Source organism: Pseudomonas sivasensis, assembly GCF_013778505.1.
GTDB classification, from domain to species: Bacteria; Pseudomonadota; Gammaproteobacteria; order Pseudomonadales; family Pseudomonadaceae; genus Aquipseudomonas; species Aquipseudomonas sivasensis.
The window spans coordinates 121,630-137,741 of sequence record NZ_JAAOWU010000008.1; the positions used below are offsets into that span (position 1 = coordinate 121,630).

Here is a 16,112-nt window from a genome sequence, read left to right on the forward strand (position 1 = left end):
GCACCGCGGACAACTGAATCCCGCGCGGCAGAGCGGTTAACCCCCTTCAGGTCGCAGAATCAACACCCCCAGCGGCGGCAAATTCAGCGACAGCGACACCGGTTGCCCATGGCGCGGTTCATCCTGGGTAAAGACTTCGCCGCCATTACCGAAGTTGGAACCGGCATACATGTCCGCATCACTGTTGATCACCTCACTCCAGCGCCCGGCAAACGGCACACCAACGGAATAGGACTCGCGCGGCACCGGTGTGAAGTTAGCCACCACCAGCACGGGCTTGCCGTCTTTGCTCCAGCGCAGCCACGCGTAGACACTGTTGATCGCGTCATCGCCGATCAGCCATTGGAAACCTTGCGGCGCATCGTCCTGCTCGTGCAGGGCCGGCTCTTCGCGGTACAGACGGTTCAAGTCGCCGACCAGCTTCTGCACGCCTTTGTGCTCGGCGTACTGCAACAAGTACCAGTCCAGTTGCTGGTCGTGGTTCCACTCGCGCCACTGGCCGAATTCGCAGCCCATGAACAACAGCTTCTTGCCGGGATGCATCCACATGAACGCCAGGTAGGCACGCAGGTTGGCAAATTTCTGCCAGCGGTCGCCGGGCATCTTGTCGATCAACGAGTGCTTGCCGTGCACCACCTCATCATGGGAAATCGGCAGGATAAAACGCTCGGACCAGGCATACACCAGGCCAAAGCTCAGCTCGTTGTGGTGATGGGCGCGATACACCGGGTCTTGCTGGATGTAATGCAGCGAATCGTGCATCCAGCCCATGTTCCACTTGTAGTTGAAGCCCAGGCCGCCCTGTTGGGTCGGCTGGCTCACACCGGGCCAGGCGGTGGATTCCTCGGCGATCACCAACGCGCCAGGAGCCTCCAAGGCCACTACGTCGTTCAGGTGACGCAGGAAGTCGATGGCTTCCAGGTTCTCACGACCGCCGTGGCGGTTGGGCACCCATTCACCGGCCTTGCGCGAGTAATCGCGGTACAGCATCGACGCCACCGCATCCACACGCAGGCCGTCGATATGGAAGTGTTTAAGCCAATGCAGGGCCGACGCCAGCATAAAGCCGTGAACTTCGGTGCGGCCCAGGTTGTAGATCAGCGTGTCCCAATCCTGGTGGAAACCTTCCAGCGGGTTGGCGTATTCGTACAGCGCCGTGCCGTCAAACTGTGCCAGCCCGTGGGTATCGGTGGGGAAATGCGCCGGTACCCAGTCAAGGATCACGCCGATATCGGCCTGGTGCAGCGCATTGACGAAATAGGCGAAATCTTCCGGCGAGCCAAAGCGCGCACTCGGGGCGAACTGCGACAACGCTTGATAGCCCCAGGAGCCACCAAACGGGTGCTCCATGATCGGCATCAGTTCGATATGGGTGAAACCCAGTTGCTGTACATACGGGATCAGCCGTTCCGTCAGTTCACGCCAGCCGTATTGGCGGGCGACTTCGCCGGCCTCGTCCAGCTCGCATTGCCAAGAGCCCACGTGCAACTCATAGATCGACAGCGGTGCGGAGGATTTCTGCTTTTCGCTGCGCGACTGCATCCACTCATGGTCCTGCCAATCCACCTGCAACGGCGGAGCGACTTTCGATGCAGTGTCCGGCGGCAGTTGAGTGGCTAATGCCATGGGGTCAGCCTTGAGCGGCAAAATCCCATTGGCACCCAGGATCTCGTACTTGTAGGCCGCACCCGGTTGCAGACGCGGGATAAACAGCTCCCATACGCCCGAAGGATGGCGCAGGCGCATCGGATGGCGGCGACCGTCCCAGATATTGAAATCGCCCACCACCGACACCCGCCGCGCATTCGGCGCCCACACGGCAAAGCGCACGCCCTGCACGCCATCGACGCTGGTCACCTGTGCACCCAGGCAGCTGCTGAGGTCGCGATGGTTGCCTTCGGCAAACAGGTACAGGTCCATTTCGCCCAGCAACAACTGGCTGAAACTGTAGGGGTCTTCGGTAATTTGCTCACCGCCGGCCCACTGGATCTTCAGCAGGTAGGCCTGGCGCGTGGTGAAGTGCCCGACAAACAAGCCCGGCACCTGGGTCGCGTCCAGGCTGCCGATCGGCTCGCCACTGTCCTGCGCCAACACCTGGACGCTCAGAGCTTCCGGCAGGAATGCGCGGATAAATTGCCCACCCTGCTCGTCATCATGTGGCCCGAGGATCGAGAACGGGTCATGGTGCTCGGCGCGCACCAGCGCTTCGACGTCCTTGGACGCCGGCATGGCAGTCAACTTGGGCTGCAGCGGTTCTTTATGCGTGTAATTCATGACGTCTCCCCACCGCGTGCAGTTTTAGATAGAGGTGCTAGCCCACTGAGCAACCCGTGCAGCCCTTGCAGGGGCACCGGTAGCCAGGTCGGGCGATTCTCCGCTTCGTAAGCCACTTCGTACGCGGCCTTCTCCAGGCTGAACAAGGTCAGCGCGGCGTCCTGGCCTTTGGCATCCTGCCAGTCATGCGCCAGTGTAGACGTAGCTGTCTGATAAGCCTGGATAAATGCCTCGCGTGCTTCATTCAGATAGCGATCGGTCACGCGCCTGCGGGCCAGATCGGCTTGCGGCGAATGATCCACACCTTGCACATTCAAGGCCATGGCCGCCGCGTAATCAAACGAGCGCAGTACGCCGCTCACATCTTTATACGGGCTGTGCTTGCCACGCCGCTCATGCAATGGCCTGGCTGGCTCGCCTTCAAAGTCGATCAGGTAAGCATCGCCCTTCACCACCAGTACCTGGCCCAAGTGCAAATCACCGTGAACCCGAATACGCAGCCCGCCCAACGTGGCTTTCGCCAACGCCTGGACATGGGCGCCGATGGCTTTTTTCTGCGCCAGCAAGTCACTGACCAGTGCCTGATCCGCCGGGTTCAATGTGTGTTGATGCAACTTGAGCAATTGCAGCGCGCGGTCAAGCTGTGCGCCCACGTCCTTGGCCCAGGCCTGAGTGTCCTTGGCCGTAGTGACTTCGGGTTTGAAGTCCTTGTTGTCAGTCTTCGCGCCTAGCACCAGGTGCATTTCCCCCAAGCGCTGGCCGAGCAACCCGGCAAAGTCCGCCAGTTCACCCAAGGCGTTGTAGTGCTGTTCCTGCTCGGAGATGGCCTGCGCCAGTTCATCGCGAATCGCGCGTTCCAGGTTGTTCTGGGTCCAGCTCCAGGCGTCGCCCTGATTGCTCAAGTAACCCTGGGCAATCATCAGCAGGTTGTCCTGGCCATCGGCGTCGCGACGAATCATCGAGCCCAGCAGCGGCGAGATATTCGGGTAATCGGCAGCGGTGAGGTAGGCGCTCATTTCCAGCTCCGGGTGTACGCCGGCGCTGACTTTGCGGATCAACTTGAGCACCAGGCTCTCGCCCACCACCACCGAACTGTTGGACTGCTCGGCGGACAAGTAGCGTACTTGGGCGTCGTCCGTCAGTTGCAGCGGGGCCAGATGCGGCGTGGCTTCAAAGCGTAAATCGCCTTCGCTGGAAGTGAGCACCGTACCCGCCTGCAGCCCCTGGATCACCGCGCGGATGAAGTGCTCCAGGCTGAAGGCATCGGTGACCAGCCCCACCTGCCGCGTACGCCGCACACGAGCCAGAGCCAATTGTTGCGGCAAGGCACTGGTGAACTGATCTTCACCCAGGAAGCCAAAGGGCAGTTGATAGCGACTGACTTGGCCGCCGCTGGTGACATCAATTTCACTGAGCAACACCGGATGCTCCGGGTCGCCAAACCGCACGCCGTAAGCGATGTTCACGCTGTCGATGGCGGTGTCCTTACCGGCGAACCAGCGCCGCTTGGGCAGCCAGGCCGGCAACGAGGTCTGCTCCAGGGTGGTGCGACAAGGTTCTTCGAGCAATTCTTCCATGCGTTTTTTCAGTACCAGAGTGGTGAAGTCAGGGATGCTCTGCGCCGGTTCCACATGCCAACTGGGCATCTGGTTTTCCGCCGCCAGTACAAACCAATAGAAGCCGTAGGGCGCCAGCGTCAGCAGGAAATTCAACTGGCCAATGGGCGGGAAAGCGTTTCCGCCAAGCATCTCCACCGGCACCATCCCTGCGAAGGCAGAGAGGTCCAATTCCGCCGCCTGGGCGCTGCGGGACACGTTGGCCACACACAGGATAATTTCCGTACGGCCGTCTTCCCCGGTGTATTCACGGGTATAGGCCAGGATGCGGCGATTGCTCGGCGAGAGCATTTTCAAACTGCCCCGCCCAAACGCCTTGGATTGCTTGCGCACCGCCAACATGCGCCGATTCCAGTTAAGCAGTGAGTGCGGGTCTTGAGTCTGGGTTTCGACGTTGACCGACTGGTAGCCGTACAGCGGGTCCATGATCGGCGGCAGCACCAGGCTGGCCGGATCGGCGCGGGAGAAGCCGCCGTTACGGTCGATGGACCACTGCATCGGCGTGCGCACACCGTCGCGGTCGCCGAGGTAGATGTTATCGCCCATGCCGATTTCATCGCCGTAATACAACGTCGGCGTACCAGGCATCGACAGCAGCAGGCTGTTAAGCAATTCCACGCGACGGCGATCCCGCTCCAGCAACGGTGCCAGACGGCGACGAATCCCCAGGTTGATGCGCGCGCGCCGATCTGCGGCGTAGTAATTCCACAGGTAATCGCGCTCTTTGTCGGTGACCATTTCAAGGGTCAACTCATCATGGTTGCGCAGGAAGATCGCCCATTGGCAGTTGGCGGGAATCTCCGGGGTCTGGCGCAGAATATCGGTGATGGGGAAGCGATCTTCCTGGGCCAGGGCCATGTACATGCGCGGCATCAGCGGGAAGTGGAACGCCATGTGGCATTCATCGCCGTCGTCGCCCTTCTTGTCACCGAAATACAGCTGAGTGTCTTCCGGCCATTGGTTGGCTTCGGCGAGCAACATGCGGTCCGGGTAGTTGGCGTCGATTTCGGCGCGGATCTGCTTGAGCACATCGTGGGTTTCGGGGAGGTTCTCGTTGTTGGTGCCGTCGCGCTCGATCAAGTACGGGATGGCGTCCAGGCGCAGGCCGTCAATGCCCATGTCCAGCCAGTAACGCATCACCGACAGCACGGCCTTCATCACTTGCGGGTTATCGAAGTTGAGGTCGGGCTGGTGAGAATAGAAACGGTGCCAGAAGTACTGGCCGGCGACCGGGTCCCAAGTCCAGTTGGACTTCTCGGTGTCGAGGAAAATGATGCGCGTGCCATCGTACTTCTGGTCGTCATCGGACCACACATAGAAGTCCCGCGCCGCCGAACCTGGCTTGGCCTTGCGGGCGCGCTGGAACCACGGGTGCTGGTCGGAGGTGTGGTTGATCACCAGCTCAGTAATCACCCGCAATCCACGCTTATGGGCCTCGGCGATAAAGCGCTTGGCGTCGGCCAGGGTGCCGTAGTCGCTGTGTACGCCACGGTATTCGGCGATGTCGTAGCCGTCATCGCGGCGAGGCGAGGGATAAAACGGCAATAACCAAATGGTATTCACGCCGAGGTCGGCGATGTAATCGAGCTTGGCGATCAACCCGGGGAAGTCACCGATGCCGTCGTTGTTGGAGTCAAAAAAGGATTTGACGTGAACCTGGTAGATCACCGCGTCCTTGTACCAGAGCGGGTCTTTGATAAAGGTGGCAGGGTTAGGTTTCTTCGCCATTGGAAACTCCTGAATGACTTAAATTCTGCGGACGCGATGCGATCGTTGTGGGAGTGGGCAAGCCCCCTCCCACAATGGATCTGCGCAAGACTTAGGCAACCGTGATGCGCCAGATTCCAAACGGCATCTGCGGATCAAGGCGTGTCCATTGGGTCTTGCCATACCAGGTCCAGCGATGGCCGTTCATCAGGTCTTCGCCTTGGGTCTGCGCATCATCCGGCAGCCCCAGTTCCCACAGCGGCAACTCAAAGTGCGCTTCTTGGGCGTTGAATGGATCGAGGTTGATCGCCACCAGAATGAAGTTACTGCCATCCTCACTGCGCTTGCCGAAGTACAGGATGTTGTCATTCCAGGCGGTGTAGAGCTTCAACCCCAGATGCGTCTGCAACGCCGGATTTTGCCGGCGGATACGGTTGAGCTGGGCAATCTCGGCAATGATGTTGCCGGGCGCGGTGAAGTCCCGTGGGCGGATTTCATATTTCTCCGAGTCCAGGTATTCCTCTTTGCCGGGCACCGGCGCTGATTCACACAGTTCAAAACCGGAATACATGCCCCACAGGCCCGAGCCCATGGTCGCCAGCGCGGCCCGGATCAAAAAGCCTGGGCGGCCGGATTCGTGCAGGAAGGCTGGGTTAATGTCCGGCGTATTGACGAAGAAGTTCGGCCGGTAGCACTCGCGCCACGGCGACTGGTTCAACTGAGTGAAGTACTCGCTCAGTTCAGCCTTGGTATTGCGCCAAGTGAAGTAGGTGTAGCTCTGGGAATAACCGACCTTGCCCAGCCGCGCCATCATCGCAGGCGTGGTGAAGGCTTCAGCCAGGAAGATCACCTCGGGGTACTTTGAACGCACATCGCTGATCAGCCATTGCCAGAACGGCAGCGGTTTGGTGTGGGGGTTGTCGACGCGAAAGGTCTTCACGCCCTCTTCCACCCAGCCCACTACGATGTCGCGCAACTCCGTCCAGAGACTGGGAATCGCGTCGGCCGCATAGAAGTCGACGTTAACGATGTCCTGGTACTTTTTCGGCGGGTTTTCCGCGTATTTGATCGTCCCGTCCGGACGCCAGTTGAACCAACCCGGATGCTGCTTGAGCCACGGGTGATCCTGGGAGCACTGGATGGCAAAGTCCAAGGCGATTTCCAGGCCATGATCGGCGGCAGCCTGGACCAGGCGGCGGAAATCATCGCGACTGCCCAGTTGCGGGTGGATGGCTTCGTGGCCGCCCTCCTCACTGCCAATGGCGTACGGGCTGCCCGGATCGTCAGGGCCGGCGGTGAGGGAATTGTTCTTGCCCTTGCGGTGGCTGCGGCCGATGGGGTGGATCGGCGGGAAGTACAGCACGTCGAAGCCCATGTCATGGATCATCGGCAGGCGTGCGTGCACATCGTTGAAGGTGCCGTGACGGGCCGGATCATCAGTGATCGAGCGCGGAAACAGCTCGTACCAGCTGGCGAATTGCGCCGCTTCACGCTCCACATCGATCGGGTATACGGCACTGATGCTCAAATAGGCGCGGTGATCGGCCTGAGTCATCAAATGTGCACTGTCTTCGTGCAGAAACAGTGCGACCTGCTCGGTTTCCAGCAGGCCGGACAGTTCGTGGTGCAGCAGCATCAAGCGATCGCGCAGTTCGTTGTCACTGCGTTCGGCGGCCTGCAACACCAGGCTGCGGCCTTCCTGCAACTCCAGGCTGACCGGCACACCGGCCTCGTGTTTTTTGCGCAACTCATAGCAAAAGCTGGCGAAGGTATCGATCCAGGCTTCGATGCAGTATTCGTGAGGGCCCTGGTCGGTGACGGTAAATGCGCCCTCCCAACCGTTGTTGCCCACATCCGCCATCACCACGCTGTTCCAGCTTTCGTCCTGCAGCGGGCGCCAGCGGATCAATACGGCGAGTTTGTCGTGGCCATCGGCGAACACCTTGCTGGTCACGGTGACCCGCTGGCCCACTGCGGCCTTAACGGCGAATTCACCGCCATCAATCACAGGCATGGTGCTTTCGATTGCAATCCTGGGCAGCAACAGCGCCTGGGACAGCGGCAATAAGGAAACATCTGGAACCTGAGTTTCAGCAGTCATCGAGCATCTTCCCCTTACGCCCTGTGGACGCTCTTTGCTTGATCCGAATTCTGAGACGGCGACGCTCTCCCTGAGCAGGGCCGTAATAGGTCCGAGCCTGAGGCTTGGTCAAAAGTTCAGGTGGATGTTCCGCCATTGAGCGGGGAATCAAATCGCCCGGGCGGTTGTCCACCGGTAGAGCAAAGCACAAAGGAGGCCACACCGATGAATATCCCGATCCCGGCTGAAACCCCTGATCCTAATATCGACAATCCGACCCTGCCGCCCACCGAACCGGAGCCGATTCCAGAAAAAGAACCACCCGAAAATGAGCCGCCACCGGTGGAAGAGCCGCCGACAACCATGCCCCCTGTGATCGTCAGTCCTTCTCGAAACGCTTGACGATTTTCGGCATCACGCTGAACACCGCCAAGGCCAGCAACGTACTCAGGACCGCTGTCGATTCCCGGCCCAACCCGGCCGAGACCCCAATCGCAGCGGTCATCCACAGGCCGGCGGCGGTGGTCAGGCCTTTGACATGCCCCTCTTCATCATCCTTGCCTTTGATGATCGTGCCTGCGCCGAGAAAGCCGATCCCCGCGATCACGCCCTGCACCACGCGACTCATAGCATCCGCCTGATTACCTGACATCTGCGGCACCATCACAAACAGCGCGGCGCCCAACGCCACCAGCATGTGGGTCCGTACCCCGGCGGCCTTGCCCTTGCTCTCGCGCTCAAAACCCAAAATGCCGCCGAGTACGGCGGCGATGAGCAGGCGCACGGTGATCTGGGTCAGTTGTTTGGCATCGCCGATATCGGCGAACTCGGCCTGCAGGGTTTGCCACACTTCATGCCACCAAGCGTCCATGGATCCTGTCCTTTAAAGAAGCGGTTAAGTCATGGACAGCGCCTACCGCCAGTCAGTTGCCTTGAACCACGCCACGGCACCATCCCCTAAGGTTCATAGCCGATGAGAAAGGAGTTCGACATGACCCTGCGTATTGAAAACCACCTGTGCTATTTCACGCTCGACGACAATGGCCAGGAACAGAGCGTCCCCGCCACCCGAGTGAAGATATTGACGGACGATGACAAGTCCATGTCCTACGTAGAACTTGCGGGCGAGCGCACCTACATCACCGAAGCTGAAGCAGACGCCTTGACCGTCGAAGGCGCGACAGACGGACGCAACCATGTGAAGGCCACGGAGCCTGGTTCGCTGATTTGATTGATCTGTATCATTACCACTGAAATGCCCCTGCACCCCAGGCGCGCCGGGGTGCAGCAGATTGTCGCAGAGCTCACCACATGGACCATCTGATCCGCTTTTTATCGCGCTAGCTGAGTCTGTTATGCAAACAGTCCCCGGCCCATAGTTCATCTGCCTGATGGAGGCTGATGAGCGAACGACCATGAGCGAACGAATCCCAACCGTGGAAACCTTTGAGCCCATACACCCAAAGAAGGTGAAGGCCAAATCCAGCGACACCCTGATCCATACCCGCAGCTTCACCGGACTGTTCCGCACCTTGCGCGTAGCCGGTGCCGGCTTTCTGTTCCTGGCGTTTTTCGGCACCGTGTGGCTGAACTGGGGCGGGCGCCAAGCCGTGCTGTGGGATCTGGCGGAAAGCAAATTCCATATTTTTGGCGCGACGTTCTGGCCCCAGGATTTCATCCTGCTGTCGGCGCTGCTGATTATCTGCGCCTTCGGCCTGTTCGCGATCACCGTGTTCGCCGGCCGCGTGTGGTGCGGCTATACCTGCCCGCAAAGCTCGTTCACGTGGTTGTTTATGTGGTGCGAAAAGGTCACTGAGGGCGAACGTAACCAACGCATCAAGCTGCAAGCCGCGCCCTGGACCCTCAACAAACTGGCAAGACGCTCGGCCAAGCACACGCTGTGGCTGGGCATCAGCGTGCTGACTGGGCTGACCTTTGTCGGCTACTTCACGCCTATCCGCCCGTTGGCCGAGGAACTGCTGACTTGGCAAATGGGGGGCGTGAGCCTGTTCTGGGTGCTGTTTTTCACCGCCGCGACCTACATCAATGCCGGTTGGCTGCGTGAGGCGGTGTGCATGCACATGTGTCCGTATGCGCGGTTCCAGAGCGTGATGTTCGATAAAGACACCCTGACCATTTCCTACGACAGCGCCCGTGGCGAGAACCGTGGCCCGCGCAAACGCGAGGTCAAGCCGGCCGATGTCGGCCTGGGTGACTGCATTGACTGCCACCTGTGCGTGCAGGTCTGCCCCACCGGCATTGATATCCGCGATGGCCTGCAAATGGAATGCATCGGCTGCGCGGCCTGCATCGACGCCTGTGATTCGATCATGGACAAAATGGGTTATGCCCGTGGTCTGGTGAGCTATACCAGCGAGCATCAACTGCAAGGCGGCAAAACCCGTCTGCTACGGCCCCGTCTGATCGGCTACAGTGCGGTGCTGCTGGTGATGATTGCCGCGCTGGTAGTCGCACTGGTGGAGCGGCCGATGGTGTCGCTGGACGTGACCAAAGACCGTGGCATGTTCCGCGAGAACGCCCAGGGCCAGATCGAAAACATCTACAGCCTCAAGGTCATCAACAAGACCCAGCAACGCCAGGATTATCGGGTGGAGCTCGTGGAGGCCGACGGCTTCCAACTGCAAGGCAAGACCGAGATCAGCCTGGCGCCGGGGGAAATCATAGATGTGCCGGTGTCGGTGGCATTGCTCGCTGAGAAACCCGCGAGCAGTTCCCAGACATTGCGCTTCAAAGTGATGGATGTAGATGAGCCAGGGATCTATAGCGTTGCCGACAGCCGCTTTGTGGCGCCGTTGAACCGCTGAGATCTATCTAAATCAGTGAGAATCCGATGTGGGAGCGGCTTGCCCTCTCCCGGATTGGATCTGCGCTCGTATAAACATTGTTAAGGCCCCTATGAAACGCTACGAAAAATTCGCCGAAGACATTGCCGAACTGATCCGCTCTGGCGTCCTGGGGCCTGGCCAACGTGTGCCGTCGGTGCGCTACGCCAGCCAAACCTACGGCGTCAGCCCGTCCACAGTGTTCCAGGCCTATTACCTGCTGGAACGCCGTGGCCTGATCCGTGCGCGGCCGCGTTCCGGCTACTTCGTCAACACCCATGCACCGAGCCCGTTCTCTGAGCCGGCGGTGAGCGAGCAGGTGCACGAGTCCACCGAGGTGGATGTCAGCGAGTTGGTGTTTTCCGTGCTCGACTCGATCAAAGACCCCAATACAGTGCCCTTCGGCTCGGCGTTCCCAAGCCCCATGCTGTTCCCGTTGCAACGCCTGGCCCGATCCCTGGCCAGCGCCAGCCGTGAAATGGACCCGCGCCTGGTGGTCACCGACATGTCGCCGGGCAATCCGCAGTTGCGTCGACAAATTGCCCTGCGCTACATGGTCGGCGGCCTGATGCTGCCGATGGAAGAACTGCTGATCACCAATGGCGCCCTTGAAGCCCTGAACCTGTGCCTGCAAGCCGTGACGGAACCCGGCGATCTGGTGGCCATCGAGGCCCCGGCGTTCTATGCCTGCCTGCAAGTACTGGAACGCCTGAAGCTCAAGGCGGTGGAAATTCCGGTGCACCCGCGCGACGGCATCGACCTCGGCGCCCTGGCCCAAGCCCTGGCGCGCTATCCGATCAAGGCCTGCTGGACCATGACCAGTTTCCAGAACCCCATGGGCGCAACGTTGCCGGAAGAAAAGAAGCAGGCACTGGTTGAGCTGTTGCGCAGTCACCAGGTGCCGCTGATTGAGGACGATGTGTACGCCGAGCTTTATTACGGGCAACAGGCGCCCAAGCCGGCCAAAGCCTTCGACACCGAAGGACTGGTGATGCACTGCGGTTCCTTTGCCAAGAGTCTGGCGCCCGGCTACCGCGTCGGCTGGGTCGCCGCCGGACGCTATGCGCAAAAGGTCGAACGTCTCAAGCTGATGACCTCGCTGTGCCCGTCGATGCCAGCCCAGGCGGCGATTGCCGACTACCTGCAACATGGCGGCTATGACCGCCACCTTCGCAAATTGCGTTATGCCCTGGAGGAGCAACAAAGCGCCATGCTCGCCGCCATCGCTCGGTATTTCCCGGCGCAGACCCGCGTCAGCCAGCCGGCCGGAGGGTATTTCCTGTGGCTGGAATTGCCGGAACAAACGGACTCATTGAAGTTGTTCCAGATGGCGCTGGCCCAAGGCATCAGCATTGCACCGGGGCCGATTTTTTCGGCGACCCAGCGCTTCAGAAACTGTATTCGCCTGAACTATGGCAGCCCGTGGACCGAGGCCTCGGAGAAGGCGATGGAGACGTTGGGGCGGATTGTGCGGTCGTTTTGAGGGAGGGGGGGGTTGCTCTTTCTGACGCCATCGGGAGCAAGCCCCCTCCCACATTTTGATCGGGTTCACACAGTCCAAGTGTGGGAGGGGGCTTGCTCCCGATGGCGCCCGCACAGACGCTACCGACTCAACGGCCGCCACCCAAATCTAAAAAAGTCCCGGTGGCATACGACGCCTTATCCGACAACAACCAGATAATCGCTTCCGCCACTTCATCCGGCCGCCCTCCACGGGCCATGGGAATGCCGGACTCCAGCTTGCTGACCCGATCCGGGTCGCCGCTGAGGGCGTGGAAGTCGGTAAAGATATAGCCGGGGCGTACTGCGTTGACGCGGATACCCTCACCTGCCACTTCTTTGGACAGGCCGATGGTGAAGGTGTCGAGGGCGCCCTTGGAGGCTGCATAGTCCACGTATTCACCCGGCGACCCCAGGCGCGCCGCCACCGAGGACACGTTGACGATGCTGCCACCCTGCCCGCCATGTTTGGGCGACATGCGCAACACCGCGTGCTTGGCACACAGGATCGGCCCCAGCACATTGGTCCTCATGATGTTAAGGATGCGGAATTCGGACATCTCATCGACCCGCGACTTGTGCGCCACGGTGCCGGCATTGTTGACCAGGGCGGTCACGCGGCCCAACTCGGCGTCGACGCGATGAAACAACGCAATCACTTCATCTTCGATGCTGACATCAGCTCGCACAGCAATCGCCTGGGCACCCAGGCCACGGACCTGTTCCAGTACGCCCAGGGCGGCTTTTTCATCGGAGCGGTAGTTGATGCAGATGCGATAGCCTTCGCGCGCCGCCAGCAGTGCCGTTTCGGCGCCAATACCGCGACTGCCCCCGGTGATGATGACAACTTTGTCCATGCGTACGGTCTCCTGATCCAACCTGGCGTTAGGGTTGGATCCGATACTAACCGTCAGGCACTGTTTTTGTCAGGCGCCTGTGCGTCCTCGGCCCGCAGAATATCCGCCATGAAACCATCGGCCGGCAGCGGATGCCCCAGCAAGTAACCCTGCAGGGAGTTACAGCCCAGCCGCGTGAGGAAACTCTGCTGCACGTCCGTTTCCACGCCTTCGGCGACAATCCGCAATCCCAAGGCCTGGCCGAGGGCAACGATGGCCGAAACGATGGCGGCGTCATCGCTGTCGTGCTCAAGGTCGCGCACAAAACCGCGGTCGATCTTCAACTCGTTGGCCGGCAGGCGCTTGAGGTACATCAGGCTGGAATAGCCGGTGCCGAAGTCATCGATGGACAGGTCGACGCCCATGTCCGAGAGCTGCTGCAACACCGTCATACTCGCGTCGGCATCGCTCATGGCGGTGGTTTCGGTGATCTCCAAGGTCAGGCTGTTGGCCGGCAACTGATGACGATCAAGGGCGTCGGCCACACTCTTGACCAGCCCCGCATGGCAGAACTGCAACGCCGACAGGTTCACGGCGATGCGCCAATGCTCATAACCCAGCGCGTACCACACGCTCATCTGACGGCAGGCCTCATTAAGCACCCATTCGCCGATGGGAATGATCAAGCCAGTCTTTTCCGCCAGTTCGATAAAGGTGGCCGGCAACAACAGGCCCTGCTGCGGATGCTCCCAGCGCACCAGCGCTTCGGCGCCCACCGCAATACCACTGACCGCATCGAACTTGGGCTGGTAGTACAAGCGAAATTGCTCTTGGTCGAGGGCGTTGCGCAGGTCCTGCAACAACTGCAATTGCTTGCGCGCATTGGTGTTCATCGACACGTCGAAAAAGCTGTAGCCGTTCTTGCCCATGCCCTTGGCGTGGTACATCGCGGCGTCGGCGTTCATCAACAATTCCTGGGGGTTGCCACCGTTACCTGGGAACACAGCGATGCCGATACTGGCCGAGATTTTCAGCTCATGCTCGGCCACCTGGAATGAGCGGTTGATCAGCCCGACCTGCCGCTCGGCCAAGCGCAGGGCATCGTCTGGCTGGCTCAGTTGCACCAACAGCACAAATTCATCACCGCCGATGCGCGCCAGGGTGTCGTGGCCGCGCAAGTCTTCGCGCAGGCGCAGGCCGACTTCGCGCAGCAACTGGTCGCCCATGTGATGGCCAAAGGCATCGTTGACTGGCTTGAAGCCATCCAGGTCGATAAACATCAAGGCGAAGCAACCGCCCTGCTCGTTAACCGCCTGTATGGCCTGTTGAATCCGATCGGCCAGCAACGTGCGGTTAGGCAGACCGGTGAGCATGTCATGCAGGGCCAGGTGGGTCAGTTCCTGATTGGCCAGGCTGAGGGAGTCGGCGAGCACCGCGGTGCGGGCCTCCAGTCGCGCGTCGAGCAACGAGGTCAGCAACGCGATGGCAAGCACCGCCAGGGTGGTGACCAGCACCAGGTTATCCAGGCCCTTGCCGGTCAAGCCGTCCAACGCGGCAGCGCAGTAGCTGTCATCGGCAAAGCGTGCCGCGGCCATTCCGGTGTAATGCATACCGACGATGGCAAACCCCATCACCACCGCCGCCCCGCCGCGTGCCAGGCGTACATACGGCGTGTTGCGCCGCAGGTTGAAAGCTATCTGCAAGGCGGCGCCCGAGGCCACGACCGCTATTAACAGAGAAGCTCCAAACAAGGTGGGGTCGTAGTCGATACCGGGGGTCATGCGCATCGCGGCCATGCCGGTGTAATGCATGGTGGCAATGCCGGTGCCCATGACCAGCGCGCCAAACACCAATTGCCAGGCGGGCAAGCGCGGCTGGCTGACCAGCCATAAGGCAAAGCCGCTGGACATCACCGCGATCAACAACGACAGCGCGGTAATGCCGATATCGAAGCCCAAGGCAAACGGCAGGCGCAGGGCCAACATGCCGATGAAGTGCATCGACCAGACACCCACGCCCATGGCCAATGCCCCGCCGGCCATCCACAAATAAACCGCGCGGCCCTTGGCGGTCGCAATGCGGCCGGTCAGGTCCAGCGCGGTATAAGAGGCCAGGATCGCAACGCACAGGGAGATCACGACGAGGGAGGTTGAATAACTACCGATGAGCATGGGATTTCTCGCGGGCAACAGTTTTGAGACGTCCGTGCCAGGGTGGCAAAGCGCGCGATTGTAGCGAGATTAATTCTGGTGCAGGTGATTAATTATCATAGGGCCATCACCTGTAATTTGACGTCAAACTACTGGCCAGGTCCGGAGTGGTCTATAGCTCGTGTGCGACGTCACCTGCGTATCAAAGGCAGTGTGTCGCTTCAGTGTTGGCGGGTCTCGGGATAACAAAAACTAAAAATTTTAGAGGATTGTTACCCCTTTTCCAGTATAGACGCCCGTATTTTGAAATCGGGCTTAACACAAACTCCCAGCATCCTGCACTCCATAAAAATAAAATTTTTATTCCGTAAGGATATATAAAACTGTCATATCTTACAGGTGACTTTCATGCTGAGAGCGATAAACTTTACTCCACATGACATTCGGAGTTTCAGAAATGGCCATCATCGCACTTCTATACCCTAATAATACTGAGAATACTGGCCACCTGAAAGGCACTCAATGTATTCGAGACAAAGGCGGCGAAATCAAGTCTTATAGAATCGAAAACATCGGAGATGCTCAAGCAGTGACCGATATAACACCCTATGTAGAGCGAAAAATTGCTGAACGCGGAACTTTCCCCATTGACGATGGCGAGTACGTAGTAAGCACTCATCTATGTTATGACAAACAAATATGTTATGAAAAACAAAAAATATATGAAGTCTGGGGGAGAATCGACGCTTTCGAGGACACGGTCATTACCTATCATTTTCCCGGTGGAAAAGAATACCAATTAACCGACGGAGATAACCGAGTATTGAAATTTCGAGTTGCTTGTAAAGTTGACCAAATTCTAAAATACCTACCACGGTACACAAAAATAATTCTGGAATACAAAGGTCGCTCTACAACAGAATTTGGGAGTTTGATATCGTATAACCATGACTCTTTAGAGCTGCATGTTGAGAACAACTCCAAGTCATACAAATTTGCTGATTTAATATCCCTCAGAGCCATTTAACTCAGGTTGGCAAACAATGATGAGTGAGCCGAACAAAGAGCCCTTTCGTTCGGCTATCGCGCGTTGGCCTGTTGATCTT

General features: G+C 59.2%; 11 protein-coding genes. 5 read left to right on the forward strand and 6 right to left on the reverse strand.

The features are described from left to right. Positions 1–36 precede the first annotated feature (36 nt). The 3 genes from glgB to G9Q84_RS15625 all read right to left on the reverse strand — a co-directional run bounded on the left by glgB (position 37) and on the right by G9Q84_RS15625 (position 7,698). Entirely contained in the window at positions 37–2,274 is a 2,238-nt protein-coding gene (glgB, locus tag G9Q84_RS15615) for a 1,4-alpha-glucan branching protein GlgB (RefSeq protein ID WP_122753602.1), read from the reverse strand. Beyond that, complete coding sequence (gene treS, locus G9Q84_RS15620; protein WP_032886850.1) at positions 2,271–5,618, reverse strand: maltose alpha-D-glucosyltransferase; 3,348 nt, start codon at positions 5,616–5,618, stop codon at positions 2,271–2,273. The genes glgB and treS overlap by 4 nt, the downstream gene beginning before the upstream one ends. Positions 5,619–5,709: 91 nt before the next feature. Next, on the reverse strand, positions 5,710–7,698 hold the full coding sequence (locus G9Q84_RS15625) for an alpha-1,4-glucan--maltose-1-phosphate maltosyltransferase (protein WP_181643663.1): 1,989 nt from the start codon (positions 7,696–7,698) through the stop codon (positions 5,710–5,712). Positions 7,699–7,902: 204 nt separating this feature from the next. Here G9Q84_RS15625 and G9Q84_RS15630 point away from each other — a divergent pair, with 204 nt between their 5' ends. After that, positions 7,903–8,079, forward strand: coding sequence for a hypothetical protein (locus G9Q84_RS15630; protein ID WP_163033259.1), 177 nt, complete (start codon positions 7,903–7,905; stop codon positions 8,077–8,079). Here G9Q84_RS15630 and G9Q84_RS15635 read toward each other — a convergent pair. Beyond that, on the reverse strand, positions 8,057–8,548 hold the full coding sequence (locus tag G9Q84_RS15635; RefSeq protein ID WP_032886852.1) for an MgtC/SapB family protein: 492 nt from the start codon (positions 8,546–8,548) through the stop codon (positions 8,057–8,059). The genes G9Q84_RS15630 and G9Q84_RS15635 overlap by 23 nt on opposite strands. A 120-nt stretch (positions 8,549–8,668) precedes the next feature. Here G9Q84_RS15635 and G9Q84_RS15640 point away from each other — a divergent pair, with 120 nt between their 5' ends. From G9Q84_RS15640 to mapR, 3 genes are all read left to right on the forward strand, one after another. Beyond that, positions 8,669–8,908 carry a DUF3203 family protein gene (locus G9Q84_RS15640; protein WP_032886853.1) on the forward strand — a complete coding sequence of 80 codons (240 nt, stop codon included), beginning with the start codon at positions 8,669–8,671 and terminating at the stop codon, positions 8,906–8,908. Between the two features lie 184 nt (positions 8,909–9,092). After that, on the forward strand, positions 9,093–10,502 hold the full coding sequence (ccoG, locus tag G9Q84_RS15645) for a cytochrome c oxidase accessory protein CcoG (protein WP_181643664.1): 1,410 nt from the start codon (positions 9,093–9,095) through the stop codon (positions 10,500–10,502). Positions 10,503–10,593: 91 nt separating this feature from the next. Then, a complete protein-coding gene (mapR, locus tag G9Q84_RS15650) occupies positions 10,594–12,003 on the forward strand; it encodes a GntR family transcriptional regulator MpaR (RefSeq protein ID WP_032886855.1) in 1,410 nt (469 codons plus the stop codon). A gap of 127 nt (positions 12,004–12,130) precedes the next feature. Here the strand turns inward: mapR and G9Q84_RS15655 are convergent, their stop codons facing one another. Together G9Q84_RS15655 and G9Q84_RS15660 are read right to left on the reverse strand one after the other, a co-directional pair. After that, complete coding sequence (locus G9Q84_RS15655; protein ID WP_032886857.1) at positions 12,131–12,877, reverse strand: SDR family oxidoreductase; 747 nt, start codon at positions 12,875–12,877, stop codon at positions 12,131–12,133. A 53-nt stretch (positions 12,878–12,930) separates the two neighbouring features. Next, complete coding sequence (locus tag G9Q84_RS15660) at positions 12,931–15,027, reverse strand: putative bifunctional diguanylate cyclase/phosphodiesterase (RefSeq protein ID WP_095185863.1); 2,097 nt, start codon at positions 15,025–15,027, stop codon at positions 12,931–12,933. A gap of 436 nt (positions 15,028–15,463) precedes the next feature. Here G9Q84_RS15660 and G9Q84_RS15665 point away from each other — a divergent pair, with 436 nt between their 5' ends. Continuing rightward, positions 15,464–16,033 (forward strand): hypothetical protein, encoded by a 570-nt coding sequence (locus G9Q84_RS15665; protein ID WP_095185864.1) that lies wholly within the window; start codon positions 15,464–15,466, stop codon positions 16,031–16,033. Positions 16,034–16,112: the final 79 nt, after the last annotated feature.

Coding starts and splice junctions, on each gene's coding strand:
- glgB (WP_122753602.1), bottom strand. CDS start 2,274: ATGAATTACACGCATAAAGAACCGCTGCAGCCCAAGTTGACTGCCATG.
- G9Q84_RS15660 (WP_095185863.1), bottom strand. CDS start 15,027: ATGCTCATCGGTAGTTATTCAACCTCCCTCGTCGTGATCTCCCTGTGC.
- G9Q84_RS15635 (WP_032886852.1), bottom strand. CDS start 8,548: ATGGACGCTTGGTGGCATGAAGTGTGGCAAACCCTGCAGGCCGAGTTC.
- G9Q84_RS15665 (WP_095185864.1), top strand. CDS start 15,464: ATGGCCATCATCGCACTTCTATACCCTAATAATACTGAGAATACTGGC.
- G9Q84_RS15655 (WP_032886857.1), bottom strand. CDS start 12,877: ATGGACAAAGTTGTCATCATCACCGGGGGCAGTCGCGGTATTGGCGCC.
- G9Q84_RS15625 (WP_181643663.1), bottom strand. CDS start 7,698: ATGACTGCTGAAACTCAGGTTCCAGATGTTTCCTTATTGCCGCTGTCC.
- mapR (WP_032886855.1), top strand. CDS start 10,594: ATGAAACGCTACGAAAAATTCGCCGAAGACATTGCCGAACTGATCCGC.
- treS (WP_032886850.1), bottom strand. CDS start 5,618: ATGGCGAAGAAACCTAACCCTGCCACCTTTATCAAAGACCCGCTCTGG.
- ccoG (WP_181643664.1), top strand. CDS start 9,093: ATGAGCGAACGAATCCCAACCGTGGAAACCTTTGAGCCCATACACCCA.
- G9Q84_RS15640 (WP_032886853.1), top strand. CDS start 8,669: ATGACCCTGCGTATTGAAAACCACCTGTGCTATTTCACGCTCGACGAC.
- G9Q84_RS15630 (WP_163033259.1), top strand. CDS start 7,903: ATGAATATCCCGATCCCGGCTGAAACCCCTGATCCTAATATCGACAAT.